This window comes from Streptomyces sp. TRM68416, from assembly GCF_014596915.1.
Classification (GTDB): domain Bacteria; phylum Actinomycetota; class Actinomycetes; order Streptomycetales; family Streptomycetaceae; genus Streptomyces.
Window position 1 is genome coordinate 13,049 of record NZ_JACVWU010000007.1, and the last position, 17,473, is coordinate 30,521.

The 17,473-nt window shown below is 71.3% G+C and carries 14 protein-coding genes and 1 tRNA gene; 9 read left to right on the forward strand and 6 right to left on the reverse strand.

The window, feature by feature from the left end; genetic code table 11:
- Nucleotides 1-64: 64 nt before the first annotated feature.
- Nucleotides 65-138 (forward strand) — tRNA-Pro (locus ICC28_RS13375).
- Nucleotides 139-211: 73 nt separating this feature from the next.
- Here ICC28_RS13375 and ICC28_RS13380 read toward each other — a convergent pair.
- Nucleotides 212-3,205 carry a GH59 galactosidase gene (locus ICC28_RS13380; RefSeq protein ID WP_223188816.1) on the reverse strand — a complete coding sequence of 998 codons (2,994 nt, stop codon included), beginning with the start codon at nucleotides 3,203-3,205 and terminating at the stop codon, nucleotides 212-214.
- Nucleotides 3,206-3,407: 202 nt separating this feature from the next.
- On the opposite strand from ICC28_RS13380, the gene ICC28_RS13385 reads away from it, so the two are divergent.
- The 4 genes from ICC28_RS13385 to ICC28_RS13400 all read left to right on the forward strand — a co-directional run bounded on the left by ICC28_RS13385 (nucleotide 3,408) and on the right by ICC28_RS13400 (nucleotide 8,301).
- Nucleotides 3,408-5,282 (forward strand): ABC transporter ATP-binding protein, encoded by a 1,875-nt coding sequence (locus tag ICC28_RS13385; RefSeq protein ID WP_188288744.1) that lies wholly within the window; start codon nucleotides 3,408-3,410, stop codon nucleotides 5,280-5,282.
- Nucleotides 5,283-5,387: 105 nt separating this feature from the next.
- A complete protein-coding gene (locus ICC28_RS13390) occupies nucleotides 5,388-6,050 on the forward strand; it encodes an NUDIX domain-containing protein (RefSeq protein WP_188288745.1) in 663 nt (220 codons plus the stop codon).
- 76 nt (nucleotides 6,051-6,126) lie between these two features.
- Nucleotides 6,127-7,113, forward strand: coding sequence for an aldo/keto reductase (locus ICC28_RS13395; RefSeq protein WP_188288746.1), 987 nt, complete (start codon nucleotides 6,127-6,129; stop codon nucleotides 7,111-7,113).
- A 381-nt stretch (nucleotides 7,114-7,494) separates the two neighbouring features.
- A complete protein-coding gene (locus ICC28_RS13400; protein ID WP_188288747.1) occupies nucleotides 7,495-8,301 on the forward strand; it encodes a DUF427 domain-containing protein in 807 nt (268 codons plus the stop codon).
- Between the two features lie 35 nt (nucleotides 8,302-8,336).
- Here the strand turns inward: ICC28_RS13400 and ICC28_RS13405 are convergent, their stop codons facing one another.
- Nucleotides 8,337-9,083 (reverse strand): GntR family transcriptional regulator, encoded by a 747-nt coding sequence (locus ICC28_RS13405; RefSeq protein WP_188288748.1) that lies wholly within the window; start codon nucleotides 9,081-9,083, stop codon nucleotides 8,337-8,339.
- 254 nt (nucleotides 9,084-9,337) lie between these two features.
- Here ICC28_RS13405 and ICC28_RS13410 point away from each other — a divergent pair, with 254 nt between their 5' ends.
- From ICC28_RS13410 to ICC28_RS13425, 4 genes are read left to right on the forward strand one after another with little or no spacing between them, the layout of a single operon-like run.
- The gene (locus ICC28_RS13410) at nucleotides 9,338-10,357 is read left to right on the forward strand and encodes a sugar ABC transporter substrate-binding protein (protein ID WP_188288749.1); all 1,020 of its coding nucleotides are present in this window, start codon (nucleotides 9,338-9,340) and stop codon (nucleotides 10,355-10,357) included.
- Nucleotides 10,357-11,436, forward strand: a complete 1,080-nt coding sequence (locus ICC28_RS13415) for an ABC transporter permease (RefSeq protein ID WP_188288977.1) — start codon at nucleotides 10,357-10,359, stop codon at nucleotides 11,434-11,436. Before ICC28_RS13410 ends, ICC28_RS13415 begins: the two co-directional genes overlap by 1 nt.
- 5 nt (nucleotides 11,437-11,441) lie before the next feature.
- Nucleotides 11,442-12,356 carry an ATP-binding cassette domain-containing protein gene (locus ICC28_RS13420; RefSeq protein ID WP_188288750.1) on the forward strand — a complete coding sequence of 305 codons (915 nt, stop codon included), beginning with the start codon at nucleotides 11,442-11,444 and terminating at the stop codon, nucleotides 12,354-12,356.
- Nucleotides 12,353-13,366: a Gfo/Idh/MocA family protein gene (locus tag ICC28_RS13425; protein ID WP_188288751.1), complete on the forward strand. Its 1,014-nt coding sequence runs from the start codon at nucleotides 12,353-12,355 to the stop codon at nucleotides 13,364-13,366. The genes ICC28_RS13420 and ICC28_RS13425 overlap by 4 nt, the downstream gene beginning before the upstream one ends.
- Before the next feature lie 67 nt (nucleotides 13,367-13,433).
- Here ICC28_RS13425 and ICC28_RS13430 read toward each other — a convergent pair whose 3' ends face one another.
- From ICC28_RS13430 to ICC28_RS13445, 4 genes are read right to left on the reverse strand one after another with little or no spacing between them, the layout of a single operon-like run.
- Entirely contained in the window at nucleotides 13,434-14,465 is a 1,032-nt protein-coding gene (locus tag ICC28_RS13430) for a Gfo/Idh/MocA family protein (protein WP_188288752.1), read from the reverse strand.
- Complete coding sequence (locus ICC28_RS13435; RefSeq protein WP_188288753.1) at nucleotides 14,462-15,466, reverse strand: Gfo/Idh/MocA family oxidoreductase; 1,005 nt, start codon at nucleotides 15,464-15,466, stop codon at nucleotides 14,462-14,464. The genes ICC28_RS13430 and ICC28_RS13435 overlap by 4 nt, the downstream gene beginning before the upstream one ends.
- Nucleotides 15,467-15,521: 55 nt before the next feature.
- Nucleotides 15,522-16,298 (reverse strand): SDR family oxidoreductase, encoded by a 777-nt coding sequence (locus ICC28_RS13440; RefSeq protein ID WP_188288754.1) that lies wholly within the window; start codon nucleotides 16,296-16,298, stop codon nucleotides 15,522-15,524.
- A 15-nt stretch (nucleotides 16,299-16,313) separates the two neighbouring features.
- Nucleotides 16,314-17,450 carry a phytanoyl-CoA dioxygenase family protein gene (locus ICC28_RS13445; RefSeq protein WP_188288755.1) on the reverse strand — a complete coding sequence of 379 codons (1,137 nt, stop codon included), beginning with the start codon at nucleotides 17,448-17,450 and terminating at the stop codon, nucleotides 16,314-16,316.
- Nucleotides 17,451-17,473: the final 23 nt, after the last annotated feature.

Consider the following 17,473-nt stretch of genomic DNA (forward strand, 5'->3'; position numbering starts at 1 on the left):
CCGCCCCCGGTGTGCGGTAAAGTGCTGTCCGCGCGATCACGCGGTTCACGCCGGGTGAGCGCACCGGGACGTGGCGCAGCTTGGTAGCGCACTTGACTGGGGGTCAAGGGGTCGCAGGTTCAAATCCTGTCGTCCCGACGGTGCGAAGGGTCCCGCAGGCGATGGCCTGCGGGGCCCTTTTGCGTGTCGGCGCCGGATGCCGGCGGCTCCCCTATTCCCGTTCCCGGGATTCCCGTTCCCGGGATTCCCGTTCCCGGGCGACCAGCCCCTCGTACGCCGCGGCGAGGCGTTGCGTGAGCTGCTCGACCCCGATCGTGTCGAGGCCCTTCTGCCCGTTCACTGCCGCCTTCGCCGCCGAGCGTGCCGTCCTGTAGAGGGCGAAGGAGTCCGCGGTGTAGTCGCCCGGTGCCGGGTTGCCGATCTCGGTGAGGGTGGCGCGGATCGGTGTGGTGTCCACCGGCCCGGACACGGCGCCGGAGGTCGCCATGAACGCGTCGAGGACGAGCGTGCCGGACTTCAGGACGAACGTCGCCCGGTGCTTGCCGTGGGGCAGGCCGCGCAGGGAGTACGTGGCCTGGCGCTTGTCGGTGGCGGTGGTCCGCACGTCACGGGCGACGAGCCTGCCGTCGACGTGGACGTCGAGCACGGCGCTGCCGTTGTTGCCGCCGATGACGTCGATGCCGGTACCGGTGAAGGGGACGGTGACCGACGCTCCGGCGGTCGCACTCGTGGACGTCGACCGGTGCCAGTCCATCGCGTCACCGAGCGCGGCCCTCCTGCTCCAGGTGCCTGTGTGGGTGACGGAGCCGTCCATGCTGTCGAGCAGCGTGGTGCCGTAGGGCGTGTAGCCGTCGACCTTCTCGACCTTCAGGTTGTCGAACGCTGTCCTGTAGAAGTCGGTGCCGAGTTTGACGCGGCCCGCGGTCACTGGTGTCGGGTCCTGGTGGGTGGCCACGGCCCGCCCGTCGACGAAGGCGGTGATCGTCGCCCCCTTCGCCTCGACGGCGAGGCGGTAGCGGTCGGAGGGGGCGACCGTGCCCTGCCGGAGGAGCGTGCCGTACCTGTGGAACGCCCACGTCCCGTTGGGCGCGATGCGCACGTGGTAAGCGGCGTCGCTCACCGCCATGCCCTTCTGCTGGCGCACGCCGAGGACGGCGAGGCCGCCTGCGGGGTCCGGGAAGGAGACGTCGACCGAGGCCCGGTAGTTCTGCCAGCGGAAGTCGCCGACCGTGGTGTTCGGGGTGTGCCGGTTCCAGGCGGCCGTGTCCTTCATGGACTGGTCCATGTACTGGTACAGGACGTGGTCGCCGGAGGCGTCCTTGCCGACCTCCCACGCGCCGGTGTTGTCGACCATGTAGCGGGGCTGGTTGCCGCGGGACTCCAGGTACGGCCGGTAGGTCCGGCGGGCGCCGTTGTCCGTGCCGACCAGGACGCGGCCCTCCTCCGCGTAGCCGAAGTCGTCGGCGTACAGGACGCGGTCGCGGGTGTCGGGCCGCTTGCCGGTCGCGTCGGTGTCGAGCACCGTGCGCGGCCCGGACGCGGGCACCCGCCGGCCGGTCGCCGCGTCGCCGCTGCGGTCGAGCGTGGTCAGCGTCGCGATCGACCGCGGCCGGACGGTGTACGTGTAGTACCCGTCGGCGCCGGGACGGATCTCTGCGGCCAGGTGCAGGAAGTTCGCGTCGTAGGCCTGCCCGGGGTCCGCCGCGCGGGTCTCCCAGACCTCCATGGTCGGGTCGGCGCCCAGACGCATGTTCTCGGCCTTGATCCGGTAGGTCTTCGGCCGGTCGCTGTCGTTGACGGCGATGGTGGAGAAGTCCTTCTTGCGGGGGTCCGCGAGGGTCATGTAGCTCGGCGCGCCGTTGGAGCCGTCGACGTTCTCGGTGCCGCTCACCCCGCTGTAGCTGGCCTCGGGCACGGTCCGCCAGATGCCCGCCGTGTTGGAGTCGTTCTCCCAGCCGGTCCTGGCGAACTGGGTGAAGTGCCGCATGACGTAGACGGCGGCGTCGTAGCGGATGTGGCCCGACCAAGGGTCACGGGCGCTGACCAGCTCCTTGTGGCTGTACTGGGCGCCCTCGTAGAAGGAGCCGATCGCCGGCTGGAAGACGTAGTGCGTCCGCTTGGAGTTGGCGTACCCCTTGACGGAGCGGTTGGCGAGGTCGAGGGCGCTCTGCACGCCGCCGATGCCGGTGCTCGCGCCGTTCGGCCCCTCGGTGTTGTTGACGCGGTACTCGGTGGCGCCGAACGAGCCGGTGCCCTCGCTGTACCAGACCTCCTTGTCCTGCCCGTACGTGTTGTCGCCCGTCGCGAGCTTCGTGTACGGCCGGTAGGTGGCGCTGTCGGGGGTGCCGTCGAGGCGGTCGTCGGTGGTGTAGTGGTAGCCCACCGCGTCGACCATGCCGAAGAGTTCGGCGTCCGTGAGGAGGGCGGGCCCGATGTTCTTCGTGGTGTTCTCGTCGGAGGCGACGATCTTGATGCGCTGGTAGGCCCGCGCGGCCTCCGCCCGCTTCCCGGCCGGCAGGCCGTACCGCGGATCGGCGAAGTCCGTGTCGTTCACCAGCGCGTTCTTGTACCACTTGATGAAGGAGACGTCGGGGCTGCGCGTCTCGTTGGTGTCCGGGTTCACGTAGTCGACCATGTACCCGTACTTCTCGTACGCGTCGAGGATCGTCTCCTTGTACCACTTGTACATCTCGTCGTGGCCGGTGCCCTTGTTCCACTCCGTCTGCACCCAGCGGGGCATGACCCAGCGCAGGATGGAGACCTTCAGGCGGGGGTTCACCGTCTTGGCGTCGGCGGCCAGTTGGAAGCCGGGGGAGCGGGAGGCGTCGGCGAGCTCGTCCGGCGTGCGCATGGTGGCGGGATCGGAGCCGGTGGAGGTGTTGGTGTCCGAGCCCATCTCCACCTTGACGTGGTTGATGAGCGGGTTCTTCCCGCCGAACAGGACGCGGACGAGCTCCCAGTACCGGGCGGGGTGCTCCGCCTTGTAGTCCATCAGCAGATTGCTCGTGCTGTTGCAACTGAGCAGTCCCAGGCCCTTGTACGTCAGCCCGTTGACGTTGTCGGCGCGCACGTGGTCGCCGTTCACCACGACCTCCACCGCGTCCTCCGCGGTGTGGGCGGCCGGGGCGGTGAGCACTCCGGCCGCCAGCGCCATGGTCGTGGCCGCGGTGAGCGCCGCCCATCCGAGTCTTCGCTGCCTCTGCAACCCGCTTCGCCCCCTTCTAGGGGTTCGACATTCCGAAAGGTGTCCGCGATTCCGGGGGGACCGTAGGTGGTAAGCGTTTTCTACGTCAATCCCCTTGCATATACGGGGAGTTGGCGGCCTTTCTTTGCAGTCCCTCGCGAAAACTCTTGGACGCCGTGGCCGCGGGCGCGGGACACTGCCCAGCGCCCCGGGGGGAGTTGGGATGGCATCACCTGAATTACGCAAGGCCACGCCGAGCAAGGGCTCGGTGATCCTCGCGCTGCGCTACTACGGACGGGAACTGTCCCGCCTGAGATGGCTGACCCTGCCCACGATGCTGCTGACGGCGCTCGGCAACATCGGCCTCAACTACATCGCGCCGCTGGTCGTCGCGAAGCTCGTGGCGGACATCGCCGACGACTCCGCCGTCACCGTCGACTCGACCCTGCCGTACGTCCTCGGATTCGCCGGTGTCCTGCTGTGCTCCGAGGCGCTCTGGCGCGTCGCCCTGCACTGCCTCAACCGCCTCGACGCACGCGGCATCGAGCACCTGTACGTGATCGGCATGGACGAACTCTTCGCCAAGGACGCCGCGTTCTTCCACAACAACTACGCCGGATCCCTGACCAAACGCGTCCTGAGCTTCGCCTCCCGCTTCGAGGCGTTCGTCGACACGCTGACCTTCCAGATCGTCGGCAGCCTCGTGCCGCTGGCCTTCGGATCGGTGGTGCTGTGGCGCTACGAACCGCTGCTCGTCGTAGGGCTGTTGGTGATGATCACGCTGACGGCGGTGTGCGTGCTCCCCCTCATCCGGCGCCGCCAGGCGCTCGTCGCCCAGCGCGAGGAAGCGATCGCCCGGGTCTCCGGACACGTCGCCGACAGCCTGATGAACATGGACACCGTCCGGGCGTTCGCCGCCGAGGAACGCGAGGCCGCCGAGCACCGCTCGCGCGTCGCCGCGTCCCGCCGCCTCACCCTGCGCTCCTGGGACTACGGCAACCTGCGCATCGACACCCTCGTCGCGCCGATGTCCGTGCTGACCAACGCCCTGGGCCTGCTGCTCGCGGTCGCGCTGGGCGCGGGCGAACACGGGGCGGAGGCGGTCGTGGTCGCCTTCGCCTACTACAGCAACGCGACCCGGATCATGTTTGAGTTCAACCAGATCTACCGGCGCATGGAAAGCTCGATGACGGAGGCCGCGCAGTTCACCGAACTGCTGCTGACACCGCCGACCGTGCTCGACCCGCCGACGCCCGAGCCGCTGCGGCCCGGCCCCGCCGACGTCCGCTTCGAGCACGTCACCTTCGCCCACGCCGGCGGGCGGCCGCTCTTCGACGGCCTCGACCTGACCGTGCCCAGCGGAACCAGGGTCGGCCTCGTGGGCCGCTCCGGCGGCGGCAAGACCACGCTCACCCGGCTGCTGCTGCGGATGACGGACATCGACGCCGGCCGCATCCTGGTCGGCGGCCAGGACATCACCCGGCTGCGCCAGGCCGACCTGCGCAGCCTCATCGCGTACGTGCCGCAGGACCCGGCGATGTTCCACCGCACCCTGCGGGAGAACATCGCGTTCGCCCGGCCGGACGCCACCGAGGCGGAGATCCGCCGCGCGGCCGAGGCGGCGCACGTCACGGAGTTCGCCGACACGCTCCGGGACGGCTTCGACACGATGGTCGGCGAGCGCGGCATCAAGCTGTCCGGCGGCCAGCGCCAGCGGGTCGCGCTCGCCCGCGCCATCCTGCGCGACGCCCCGATCCTCCTGCTCGACGAGGCCACCAGCGCCCTCGACTCCGAGAGCGAGATCCTCGTCCAGGAGGCGCTGTGGCGGCTCATGGAAGGCCGCACGGCACTCGTGGTCGCCCACCGCCTCAGCACGGTCGCCGGCATGGACCGCCTCGTCGTCCTCGACCGCGGACGCATCGTGGAGCAGGGCACCCACCAGGAACTGCTCGCCGCGGAGGGCGCGTACGCGAAGCTGTGGCAGCACCAGTCGGGAGGCTTCCTCGACGACGCGGAGACGGCGGACGAGGTCCGGGACAACGGTGAGGGCGAGAGCGAGACGGAGGGGGCGCGGGCGGACGCGGGGGCGGCGTCCTGAGCGCGGCGGGCCCATGAGAGGAGCGCCGCCGCCCCGGCGCCGAGGGCCGAGCCGCCCGCGATGGTAAAAGCAGGGCATGACCATTTCTGCTGGGGCCGGTCCCCGATGACCGCCGGAATCGACACCCCCGACCGCCGCGGCCGCACCGGACTCGACCGGACCGGCCTGGACCTGACCGGCAACCCGCGCGTGAAGGTGCGGGACGTGACCCTGCTGTCCAGCCACTGGTACGTCGAACGGACCACCACCTTCGACTACCGGCACGCCGACGGCACCTGGACCACCCAGGAGCGCGAGACCCACGACCGCGGCAACGGCGCCACCATGCTGCTGTACGACACGGCACGCGAAACCGTGCTGCTCACCCGCCAGTTCCGGTTTCCCGTATACGTCAACGGCCACCCCGACGGCATGCTCGTGGAGACCCCGGGCGGAGTCCTCGACGACGATGACGAGCACCCCGAGATCGCGGTCCGGCGCGAGGTGGTGGAGGAGACCGGGCACACCATCGGCGAGGTCCGGCACGTCTTCGACGTCTACATGAGCCCCGGCTCGGTCACCGAGCGCGTGAGCTTCTACGCCGCCGAGTACGGACCGTCCACCCACACCCACGAAGGCGGCGGCCTGGACGAGGAGGGCGAGGACATCGAGATCCTCGAACTGCCCTTCCGCGAAGCCCTGGAGATGATCCGGAACGGGCGGATCGCCGACGCCAAGACCATCATGCTGCTCCAATGGGCGGCGCTGGAGGGCCCGTTCGCGAAGTAGGCAACCAGACGCTTGACTTGGAGAGCACTTCAAGCTGAAGACTCCTGTTCGTCCACCACGAACGGGAGGAACAGCCATGAAGTACCGCACGATCGGCGCCGATCCGCAGCACCGCCGCGAGGTCAGTGTCCTCGCCCTCGGCGCGATGCTGTTCGGCTCGCGCACGGACGAGGAGACGTCCTTCGCCGTACTCGACCGCTATGTCGAGGCCGGCGGGAACTTCGTCGACACGTCCGACAACTACGCCTTCTGGGAGGACGGCGGCCAGGGCGGCCAGAGCGAGGAACTGCTCGGCCGGTGGCGGCGCAGCCGGGGCATCGGCGACGAGATCGTCATCGCCACCAAGCTCGGCGCCCGCCCCCTGGCCCCGGGCACGGGCTACGTCGACAACCCCGAGGGCCTGTCGGCGAAGGTCATCCGCGAGGCCGCCGAGCGCAGCCGGGAACGGCTCGGCGTGGAGAGGATCGACCTGCTCTACGCGCACATCGAGGACCACCGGGTGCCGCTCGCCGAGACCGTCGAAGGGTTCGCCGCGCTGGTCGCCGAGGGCACGGTCGGCCTGCTGGGCGTCAGCAACCACGCCGTGTGGCGGGTGGAGCGGGCCCGCGCCCTGGCCGCCGCCGCCGGACAGCCCGGCTACGAGGTGCTCCAGTACCAGCACAGCCATCTGCGCCCCCGCTCCGACATACCGAGCGGCCTCTTCCCCGACGGCAGTCTCGGCCACGCCGGCCCGGAACTCCTGGGCTACCTGCGCGCCGAGCCCGCCCTCACCCTGGTCGCCTACTCCCCGCTGCTCGCCGGCGCCTACACCCGCCCGGACAAGCCGCTGCCCCCGGACTACGACCACCCGGGCACCCCGGCCCGGCTGAAGGTGCTCCGCGAGGTGGCCCGGGAGGCCGACGCCACCGTCAACCAGGTCGTGCTGGCCTGGCAGATCGGCGGCGACCTGCCGATCATCCCGCTCGCCGGCGCCTCCTCCGTCGCCCAACTGGAGGAAAACCTGGCCGCGGTGGACCTGGAACTGACGGCGGAGCAGCGGACCCGGCTGGACGCGGCGCACTGACGGCGGCGCCGGGCGAGGACCACTGGGGGAGAACCTGGCGGCGGCGGGCCTGGAGCTGACCGGGGAGCCGCGGGCCCGCTGACCGCGGTGCCCGGTCGAGGACCGCCGGGGGAGAACCTGGCGGCGGTGGACCTGGCGCTGGCTGGGGAGCCGCGGGCCCGCTGACCGCGGTGCCCGGTCGAGGACCGCCGGGGGAGAACCTGGCCGCGGTGGGCCTGGAGCTGACTGGGGAGCCGCGGGCCCGGCTGGACGTGGCGCACTGACGGTGGCGCCGGGAGGGGGCCACTGGGGGAGAACCTGGCGGCGGCGCCGGGCGAGGCGCTCAAGCCGTGCTCGTGGCCGTCGCAGTAGGCTCCGACGGCAGCCGAAGGAGAGTGGGCCATGACCGAGTTCCGTGTCGGACCGAGCGCCCGGACCACCCCCGAGGGCCTCCGCTGGGAGCCCAGCCGACGCTGGGTGCGCGGCCGCAAGGGCGACGTCACCGTCGTGGACAGCCGGCACCCGGTCCTCGTCTGGGAGCCCACCGGAGTGCCCGTACCGCTCTACGCGTTCCCGCGCGACGAGGTCCGCACGGACCTGCTGCGCCCCGCCGCGAACCCGCCGACGGGCACGCACACCGGGTCGCGGATCTTCTACGACCTCGTGGTCGACGGAGGGCTGACCGAGAACGCCGCCTGGACGTTCCCCGCCGCCGACCTGGCCGGTCACATCGCCTTCGAGTGGTTCCTGCGCTGGGACAGCGGCCTCGACCACTGGTACGAGGAGGAGGAAGAGATCTTCGTCCACCCGCGCGACCCGTACCACCGGGTCGACGCCCTGCGCAGCAGCCGCCACGTCCGGGTCGGCATCGGCGGCACGACGGTCGCGGACACCCGGCGTCCGGTGCTGGTCTTCGAGACGGGGCTGCCGACGCGGTACTACATTCCCCGCGAGGACGTCCGCCTCGATCTGCTGGAGCCCACCGGCCACCGCACCGCGTGCCCGTACAAGGGCACGGCCCGGTACTGGGACTGGAACGGCGGGGGCGAGGTCCCGCGCAACATCGTCTGGAGCTACCCGGAACCGCTGCCCGCCGTCGCGGCCGTCGAGGGCCTGCTGGCCTTCTACAACGAGGCCGTCGACCTCGTCGTGGACGGCGAGCGGCTGGAGCGGCCGGTCACGCCCTTCACGGAGTCGCTGACCACCTGAGAGCGCCGGGACGCGTGCAGCCGCGCGGTCGAGGCTCAGCCCCTGACCAGCAGTTGGAAGTCGAACGCGTACCGGGAGGCGCGGTAGACGTGCGTGCCGTACTCGACCGGCCGCCCGGTGTCGTCGTAGGCCGTGCGCTGCATGGTGAGGAGGGCGGCGCCCTGTGTCTCGGTCAGGAGGGCGGCCTCCTCGGGGGTGGCGGAGCGGGCGCCGATGCTCTGGTGGGCGCTGTGCAGGGTGATGCCGGCGGCGCGCATCATCCGGTACAGGCCCGTCGTCTCCAGCCGGGCGGTGTCCAGGTCCAGGAGTGCGGCGGGCAGGTAGTTGCACAGGAACGCCACCGGCTGGCCGTGTGTGCGGCGCAGCCGCTCCAGGAGCGTCACCTCGGTGCCCTCCGGGACGCCGAGCGCGGCGGCGACATCGGCCGGGGCCGGCACGTTCTCGTTGCGCATCACCTGCGTGGTCGGGCCCTGTCCGGCCGTCTTCAGGTCGTCGTAGAGGCTGCTCAGTTCCAGCGGGCGCTTGACCTGGCTGTGCACGACCTGGGTGCCCACCCCGCGGCGGCGGACCAGCAGTCCCTTCTCGACGAGGCACTGGATGGCCTGGCGGACCGTGGGGCGGGACAGGCCGAGGCGGGTGGAGAGGTCGATCTCGTTGCCCAGCAGGTTGCCGGGGGCGAGCGCGCCCTGCTCGATCGCCGCCTCCAGCTGCTGGGCGAGCTGGTAGTACAGCGGGACCGGACTGTTCCGGTCCAGGGCGAAGTGCACGGCGTCGAGCGCCATGGACGTACCTCCCTGTCTGAACCGCGAGCGCGGTGGGTAGGAGATCGACTTCTTGTCGCCTCCCAGGTGTAGGCCCTGAAGGCGGACGACGTCAATGCTTTGTACTTACATTCGGACCTTGTTCTGCAATGATGTCTTAACAAAGTATTGACAGGGGGCCCGGCAGGGGATTGGATCCGGTCCCAGCGCACCAGCCGCTCTCCGCGGTGCTCGACCCCGTGGTTCCCCTCGTCGCACAGTGAGGTGCAGGAAAGATGGACCGCTCTTCGCACACCCGTTCCCGCAGGATGGCCCCCCTGGTGGCGGTGGCCGCCGCGGCAGCCCTGACCCTCGCAGGATGTTCCAGCAGCTCCGGCGGCAAGAAGGCCGAGGAGAGCGCGGACGGCGCCTCCGCCGGCAAGGCCACCACCCCCCGGATGAAGATCGCCCTGGTGACCCACCAGTCGCCCGGCGACACCTTCTGGGACATCGTCCGCAAGGGCGCCGAGGCCGCTGCCGCGAAGGACAACGTCCAGCTGATCTACTCGGCCGACCCGAACGCCGGCAAGCAGGCCGGCCTGGTCCAGAACGCCATCGACCAGAAGGTCGACGGCATCGCGATCACCCTCGCCAAGCCGGACGCCCTCAAGGACGTCGTGAGCAAGGCCGAGAAGGCCGGCATACCCGTGGTCGGCCTCAACTCCGGGGTCAGCGAATGGCAGAAGCTCGGCCTGATGGAGTTCTTCGGCCAGGACGAGACCGTGGCCGGCGAGGCCCTCGGCAAGCGGCTGAACGAGGCCGGCGCCAAGAAGGCCGTCTGTGTCGTCCAGGAACAGGGCAACATCGGCCTCACCCAGCGCTGCGACGGCGTCGAGAAGACCTTCTCCGGCTCGGTCGAGACGCTCAACGTCAACGGCACCGACATGCCGTCCGTGAAGTCGACGATCACCGCGAAGCTCGCCGAGGACAAGGCCATCGACTACGTCGTCGCCCTCGGCGCCCCGTTCGCGCTGACCGCCGCCCAGTCGGTCTCCGAGTCGGGCAGCAAGGCCAAGGTCGCCACCTTCGACCTCAACAAGGACCTGACCGGAGCCATCAGCAAGGGCACCATCGAGTTCGCCGTCGACCAGCAGCCCTACCTCCAGGGCTACCTGGCCATCGACTCGCTGTGGCTCTACAAGAACAACGGCAACTACATGGGCGGCGGTGAGCAGCCCGTGCTGACCGGCCCGGCGTTCGTCGACAAGACCAACGTCGAAGCGGTCGCCGGCTTCGCCGCGAAGGGCACGCGGTGATCGGAATGACCCAGCAGGCTGAGCCGGCGGTGACCGCACCGCCGGCCCCCGGCCCCGGGAAGCAGACGGACGGACGGACCGCCCGGCGCCCCCTGGCGCTCAGGCTGCTCGCCCGCCCCGAAGTCGGCGTCTTCCTCGGTGCCGTAGCGGTGTTCGTGTTCTTCCTGATCGCCGCGCCCCCGGTGCGCGACGGCAGCTCGATGGCGAACATCCTGTACCAGTCCTCGACCATCGGGATCATGGCGCTGCCCGTGGCCCTGCTGATGATCGGCGGCGAGTTCGACCTGTCGTCCGGCGTCGCCGTCGTCACCTCCGCGCTGACCGCCAGCATGACCGCGTACCAGCTGAGCATGAACGTCTGGGTCGGTGTGATCGCCGCGCTCGCCGTCTCGCTCGCCGTCGGCCTGTTCAACGGCTGGATGCTGGTCAAGACCGGCCTGCCCAGCTTCCTGGTCACCCTCGGCACCTTCCTGATCCTCCAGGGCGCGAACCTCGCGATCACCAAGCTGGTCACCGGGAACGTGGCCACCGACGACATCAGCGACATGGACGGCTTCGGCCAGGCCAAGGCCCTCTTCGCCTCGTCGTTCGACATCGGCGGCGTCGATGTGAAGATCACCGTGGTGTGGTGGCTGGTCTTCGCGGCCCTCGCCACCTGGGTGCTGCTGCGCACCAAGTACGGCAACTGGATCTTCGCCGTGGGCGGCAACAAGGAGTCCGCGCGGGCCGTCGGCGTGCCGGTGACCTTCACCAAGATCTCGCTGTTCATGCTGGTCGGCTTCGGCGCCTGGTTCGTCGGCATGCACCAGCTGTTCTCCTTCAACACCGTCCAGTCCGGCGAGGGCGTCGGCCAGGAGCTGATCTACATCGCCGCGGCGGTCATCGGCGGCTGCCTGCTGACCGGCGGCTACGGCTCGGCGATCGGCCCGGTCTTCGGCGCGTTCATGTTCGGCATGGTCCAGCAGGGCATCGTCTACGCCGGCTGGAACCCCGACTGGTTCAAGGCGTTCCTCGGCGTGATGCTGCTCGGCGCCACCCTGATCAATCTGTGGGTCCGCCAGACGGCGACCCGGAGGTGACCGCAATGACAGGCAACGAATCCGGCACCCACGGCGCCGTCCTGCAGGACACCGCGCCCGAGACGGACGGCGCGGTGGTCGAGCTCAGGTCGGCCGGCAAGTCCTACGGCAACATCCGCGCCCTGCACGGCGTGTCCCTGAAGGTCCACCCCGGCAAGGTGACCTGCGTGCTCGGCGACAACGGCGCCGGCAAGTCCACCCTCATCAAGATCATCTCCGGGCTGCACCAGCACACCGAGGGCGAGTTCCTGGTCGACGGCACCCCGGTGCGGTTCTCCACCCCGCGCGAGGCCCTCGACCGGGGGATCGCCACCGTCTACCAGGACCTGGCGACCGTGCCCCTGATGCCGGTGTGGCGCAACTTCTTCCTCGGCTCCGAGATGACCAAGGGCCCCTGGCCGTTCCGCCGCCTCGACATCGAGCGGATGAAGCAGACCGCCGACACCGAGCTGCGCAACATGGGCATCGTCCTGGACGACCTGGAACAGCCCATCGGCACCCTCTCCGGCGGCCAGCGCCAGTGCGTGGCCATCGCCCGCGCGGTGTACTTCGGCGCCCGCGTGCTCATCCTGGACGAGCCCACCGCCGCCCTCGGCGTCAAGCAGTCCGGCGTGGTCCTGAAGTACATCGCCGCCGCCCGCGACCGCGGCCTCGGCGTCATCTTCATCACCCACAACCCGCACCACGCCTACATGGTCGGCGACCACTTCAGCGTGCTGCGCCTGGGCACCCTCGAACTCTCCGCCTCCCGCAGCGAGGTCGGCCTCGAAGAGCTCACCAACCACATGGCCGGCGGCGCCGAACTCGCCGCCCTCAAGCACGAGCTGTCCCAGGTCCGCGGTGTCGACGTCGAGGAACTCCCCGAGGAGGACGACCTCACCGCCCCCACGGCGGCGCAGCGGGACGAGGGAGGGAAGTGACCGCACCGCTGGGCGTGGCCGTCATCGGCGCCGGCCGCATGGGCGCCGATCACGTCCGCCGGATCCAGGAGGTCGTCAGCGGGGCGCGCGTCACCGCCGTCGTGGACGTCGACGCGGACCGGGCCGAGGCGGTGGCCGCCACCGTCGACGGCTGCACCGCCCACACCGACCCGGCCGCGGCCATGGCGGTGGCCGACGTCGACGCCGTGCTCATCGCCTCCCCGGGCCCCGCGCACGAGGAGGCGCTGCTGGCCGCGTTCGCGCACGACCTGCCGGTGCTGTGCGAGAAGCCGCTCACCCCCGACCCGGCCTCCGCGCTGCGTGTCCTCGAAGCCGAGCAGGCCCTCGGCCGACGCCGGGTCCAGGTCGGCTTCATGCGCCGCTACGACCCCGAGTACACCCGGCTCAGGGCGGTACTGGAGACCGGCCGGCTGGGCCGCCCGCTGATGCTGCACAACCGGCACCGCAACGTGGCCAGCGCGTCCTTCTTCACCAGCTCCATGCTGATCAGCGACTCCGTGGCGCACGAGGCCGACGTCACGCGCTGGCTGTTCGGCCACGAGATCACCGCGGTCACCGTGCTGCGCCCGACGCCCTCGTCAGCCGCCCCCGAGGGCCTGCTCGACCCCCAGTTCGTCGTCTTCGAGACCGCCGGCGGCGCCCTCTCGGACGTCGAGATCTTCGTCAACTGCCAGTTCGGCTACGAGGTGCAGGCCGAGGCGGTCTGCGAACGCGGCACCGCCCGCATCGGAGCCGGCCACGGCCTGCTCACCAGCACCGAAGGCCGCTGGGGCGGCGCCATCCCGCAGGACTGGACCGAGCGCTTCGCCGACGCCTACGACCGGCAACTCCAGGCCTGGGTCGACGCCACCCGCCGCGGCGAGGTCACCGGCCCGAGCACCTGGGACGGCTACGCGGCAGCCGCGGTCTGCGCGGCCGGGGTGCGGGCGCTGCACGAGGGCCGCCGGGTGGAGGTGGAACTGGCCGAGCGGCCGGCGCTGTACGGCTGAGTGCGGGGCCGGGGGCTTCTGCGGTACCCCGGAGGAAGCAAGGGCCGCTCCCTCCGGGGTGTGGGCATCAGCGCACCGGCCTGCCGACCGCTGTGCGGGGCCGGGGCTCGAACCCGGCCGCCCGGTAGGTCGCGTCGATCAGGGTCATCATCGCCAGGGCGTCGTCCGCGTCCAGCGGGAGCGGGGCTCCCTCGCGGACCCGTGCCGCGAACGCGTCCAGTTGATAGGTGTACGAGGAGCGGGTGCCCAAACGCTCGGTGCGCTCGCCGTCGGGGGTGCGGACCACGACCCGGTCGTCGAGGTGCGGCACCACGAAGTTCGCCGCGCACGCCTCGCCGCGGGTGCCGACGATCCGCCAGCTCATCTCCCGCCCGCCGTACGCCATGTGACAGCGGGCGGCGGCGGTGGCGCCGTTCGGGAACTCCAGCTCGGCGTCGAGCCACTCGTCGACGCCCGGAGCCCCCGCGCGCTCGCCGCCCCGGGCTCGGACGAGGCGCGGGGCGCCGCCGCCCCAGGGCGCCAACGACCGTACGGCGTGCAGGCTGTAGCAGCCCAGGTCCATCAGGGCGCCGCCCGCCAGGGGCAGCGACCAGCGCGGGTCGGCGGCGTCCGGGGCGGGGATCGCGACCAGCGCCTCCACCCGGCGCAGCTCGCCCAGCTCGCCGCCGGCCAGCAGCTCGTGCAGCCGCCGGGCGACCGGGTGGAAGAGGTAGTGGAAGCCCTCCATGAACACCGTGCCGGACGTGACGGTGGCCGCCCGCACCTCGGCGGCCTCCTCGGCGTTGCTCGCCGAGGGCTTCTCCGACAGCACGTGCTTGCCCGCCGCCAGGGCGGCCAGGTTCCACGGCCCGTGCAGGGCGTTGGCGAGCGGGTTGTAGACGGCCTCGACCTCGGGGTCGGCCAGCAGGTCGGCGTAGGAGTCGGCCACCCGCTCCACGCCGTGCTCCGCGGCGAACGCCTGCGCCCGGGAGCGGTCGCGGGCGGCCACCGACACCAGCCGGTGGCCGGTCGCCCGGGCCGGGTCCACGAGGGCCCGCTCGGTGATGCGTGCCGCGCCCAGTACTCCGATACGCAGCGGTTCCCGGCCCGGATCGGTCATGCCTGCCGTACCTCCTCGATCGTGACGGGGCGGTGCTCGCCCAGCGACAGTGTGCACGCGTCGGCGATCCAGCCCGCCTCCAGGGCGTCCGAGACCGTGCACGGGGAGGGCCGGGTGCCGGCCACCACCTCGGTGAACGCGGTGAGTTCGGCGCGGTAGGCGGCGGTGAAGCGGTCCATGAAGAAGTCGTGCGGGGTGCCCGCGGGGAAGGTCACACCCGGTTCGACCGAGCGCAGGGGCAGCTTGTCCTCCAGGCCGACGGCGATGGAGTCCTGGAAGCCGTGGATCTCCATGCGCACATCGTAACCACGGGCGTTGTGGCGGGAGTTGGAGACAACGGCGATCGTTCCGTCGTCCAGGGTGAGGATCGCGCCGGTGGTGTCGGCGTCGCCCGCCTCGCGGATGTACTCGGCACCCCGGTTGCCGCCGACCGCGTACACCTCGGTCACCTCGCGGCCCGTCACCCAGCGGATGATGTCGAAGTCGTGCACCGAGCAGTCCCGGAAGATGCCCCCGGAGGCGGCGATGTAGGCGGCGGGCGGCGGTGCCGGGTCGAGCGTCGTCGACCGTACGGTGTGCAGCTTGCCCAGCTCGCCCGCCCGCACGGCGGCGCGGGCGGCGACGAAACCGGCGTCGAAGCGGCGGTTGTAGCCGATCTGGATGGGCACGCCCGACCCCTCGACGGCCTTGAGGACCCGGACGCCCTCGGCCATGGTCTTCGCCACCGGCTTCTCGCAGAAGACCGGGATTCCGGCCTCGACCCCGGCCAGGATCAGCGCCGGGTGGGCGTCCGTCGCCGCCGCTACGACGATGCCGTCCACGCCGGCGGCCAGCAGGGCCTCCGGCGAGTCCACGACCTCGCCGCCGAACCGCTCCGCCGCGGTCTTGGCCGCGTCTGCGAAGGGGTCGGTGAGGACGAGCGACTCGACCGCGTCGAGTCCGGAGAGGGTCTCGGCGTGGAAGGCGCCGATGCGGCCGAGGCCGAGGATTCCGATACGCATGAGGGTGCAGCTCCTAGCGGTTCCTAGCAGTTCCTGGCAATGAAGAGAGAAGGGGTCAGTCGAGGCCGCCGAGTACGTTCTGGTCCCAGTCGATCACCGATCCGGTGACCACGCCGGACCGCTCCGACAGCAGGAACACCACGAAGTCGGCGATCTCGTCGGGCTGTCCGAGCCTGCCCATCGGCAGCCGGGCGGCGGCCCGCTCGCGCCAGTCGTCCCCGGCGCCGTGGAAGGTCCGCTGGGTGGCGTCCTCGCCCTCGGTCTCCGTCCAGCCGATGTTCAGGCCGTTGATCCGGATGCGGTCGAAGCGGTGGGCGTGGGCGGCGTTGCGGGTCAGCCCGATCAGCCCGGCCTTGGCGGCGACGTACGGCGCCAGGAACGGCTGTCCGCCGTGCGCCGACGAGGTGATGACGTTGACGATCGTGCCGGGCGCCTCACGGGCCACCATGTCCGCGACCGCCGCCTGCATGGCGAAGAACGGCGCCTTGAGGTTGACGGCGATGTGCTGGTCGAACAGCTCCGGCGTGGTGTCCAGCAGCGTGCCCCGGGAGGTCAGGCCCGCGGCGTTCACCAGGCAGTCGATCCGCCCGTACGCCGACACGACCTGCGCCACGGCGGCCCGCGTCTGCTCGGCGTCCGCCAGGTCGGCCCGCACGAACAGCGCCTTGCCGCCGGCCGCGGTCAGCTCCGCCACCAGCGCCTCACCGGGCCCGGGGCGGCGGCCGGTGACGGCCACGACCGCCCCCTCGCGCACCGCGGCCCGTGCCACGGCCGCGCCGACGCCCTGGGTGCCGCCGTTGACGAGAAGGACCCTGTCGTCGAGAAGTCCCATGATGTGCGGTTCCTTTCAGCTCGCGCGGCGCGCGGCGTGAGCCCTCAGCTCGCGGCGCAGGACCTCGGGGGACCATCCCTCGCGCAGCGCCCGCCGCACGAGGTCCGCCTGCGACGGCGGGGCGAGTCCGTCGACCGGCGGATCGCGGTCGAGGTGGGTGGGGAAGGGGTAGCCCTCGGCGCTCGCGGCGATCACGTTCCTCAGCCGGGCCTCGTCCGCGCCCGCGGCCCTGCGCTCCAGCAGTACCGGGTAGACGGCGTTCACGACCGCCTCACGGTCCACGCTCTCCATCGCCCGCCCGAACGCGGAGGACACCTGAAGCAGGTTCGCCGTCCGCCGCACGTCCGCCGAGCGGTTGGCGCCGGCGGCGTGGAACAGCGCCGGATTGAAGAACACCGCGTCACCTTTGGCGAGCGGCAGCTGGACGTGACGGGCGTCGAAGTACTCCTGGAACTCCGGCCGCCGCCACGCCAGATAGCCCGGCTCGTACGTCTGCGAGTACGGCAGATACAGCGTCGGCCCGGACTCCACCGGCATGTCGCCGTGCGCGACCGCGCCCTGGAGAGTGAGCACGGGGGAGAGGCGGTGCACATGCGCCGGATAGGCGGCCGCGGCCTCGTCGGACAGGAAACCGAGGTGGTAGTCGCGGTGCGCGGTCTGCGCCGCCCCGCCCGGGTTGACGACGTTCACCTGCGAGGTCACCTGGTAGGCGGGGCCGAGCCAGGCCTCGCAGACGAAGGCCAGGACGTCGTTGGCGTAGTAGTCGGCGAACGCCTCCGGGGCGCGCAGGGCCGCCTTCTCCAGCGCGTTCCAGATCCGGTCGTTCGCCCCCGGCCTGGCGAAGTGGTCCCCGGCCGCGGCACCCGAGGCACGCTGCTCGGCGATCAGCTCCTCGAACACCCCGGTGAGCCGGTCGACCACCGCCGCGTCCGGGAAGGCGCCCCGGAACACCACGACCCCGGGCCCGTCGGTGAGCGCGCGCACCAGCTCGGCCCGCAGCTTCTCGCCGCCCGCGATCCCCTCGTAGACGGGCACACCGCACTGCACGGACACGGCGTGCGGATGGTCGGCCGGGTCGGTGGTCCGCTCGACGAGCGCACGGAACGTGTCGAGGTCGCAGTCGTCGGCGGACAGCCGGGGAGTGAAGGACATCGGCGTCCTCTCGGTGACAGGGG

Excerpts from the sequence above, each read along its gene's own strand:
- ICC28_RS13400 (WP_188288747.1), top strand. The coding sequence starts at position 7,495 with ATGACCGAGTTCCGTGTCGGACCGAGCGCCCGGACCACCCCCGAGGGC.
- ICC28_RS13445 (WP_188288755.1), bottom strand. The coding sequence starts at position 17,450 with ATGTCCTTCACTCCCCGGCTGTCCGCCGACGACTGCGACCTCGACACG.
- ICC28_RS13390 (WP_188288745.1), top strand. The coding sequence starts at position 5,388 with ATGACCGCCGGAATCGACACCCCCGACCGCCGCGGCCGCACCGGACTC.
- ICC28_RS13435 (WP_188288753.1), bottom strand. The coding sequence starts at position 15,466 with ATGCGTATCGGAATCCTCGGCCTCGGCCGCATCGGCGCCTTCCACGCC.
- ICC28_RS13430 (WP_188288752.1), bottom strand. The coding sequence starts at position 14,465 with ATGACCGATCCGGGCCGGGAACCGCTGCGTATCGGAGTACTGGGCGCG.
- ICC28_RS13410 (WP_188288749.1), top strand. The coding sequence starts at position 9,338 with ATGGACCGCTCTTCGCACACCCGTTCCCGCAGGATGGCCCCCCTGGTG.
- ICC28_RS13385 (WP_188288744.1), top strand. The coding sequence starts at position 3,408 with ATGGCATCACCTGAATTACGCAAGGCCACGCCGAGCAAGGGCTCGGTG.
- ICC28_RS13405 (WP_188288748.1), bottom strand. The coding sequence starts at position 9,083 with ATGGCGCTCGACGCCGTGCACTTCGCCCTGGACCGGAACAGTCCGGTC.
- ICC28_RS13440 (WP_188288754.1), bottom strand. The coding sequence starts at position 16,298 with ATGGGACTTCTCGACGACAGGGTCCTTCTCGTCAACGGCGGCACCCAG.
- ICC28_RS13395 (WP_188288746.1), top strand. The coding sequence starts at position 6,127 with ATGAAGTACCGCACGATCGGCGCCGATCCGCAGCACCGCCGCGAGGTC.
- ICC28_RS13420 (WP_188288750.1), top strand. The coding sequence starts at position 11,442 with ATGACAGGCAACGAATCCGGCACCCACGGCGCCGTCCTGCAGGACACC.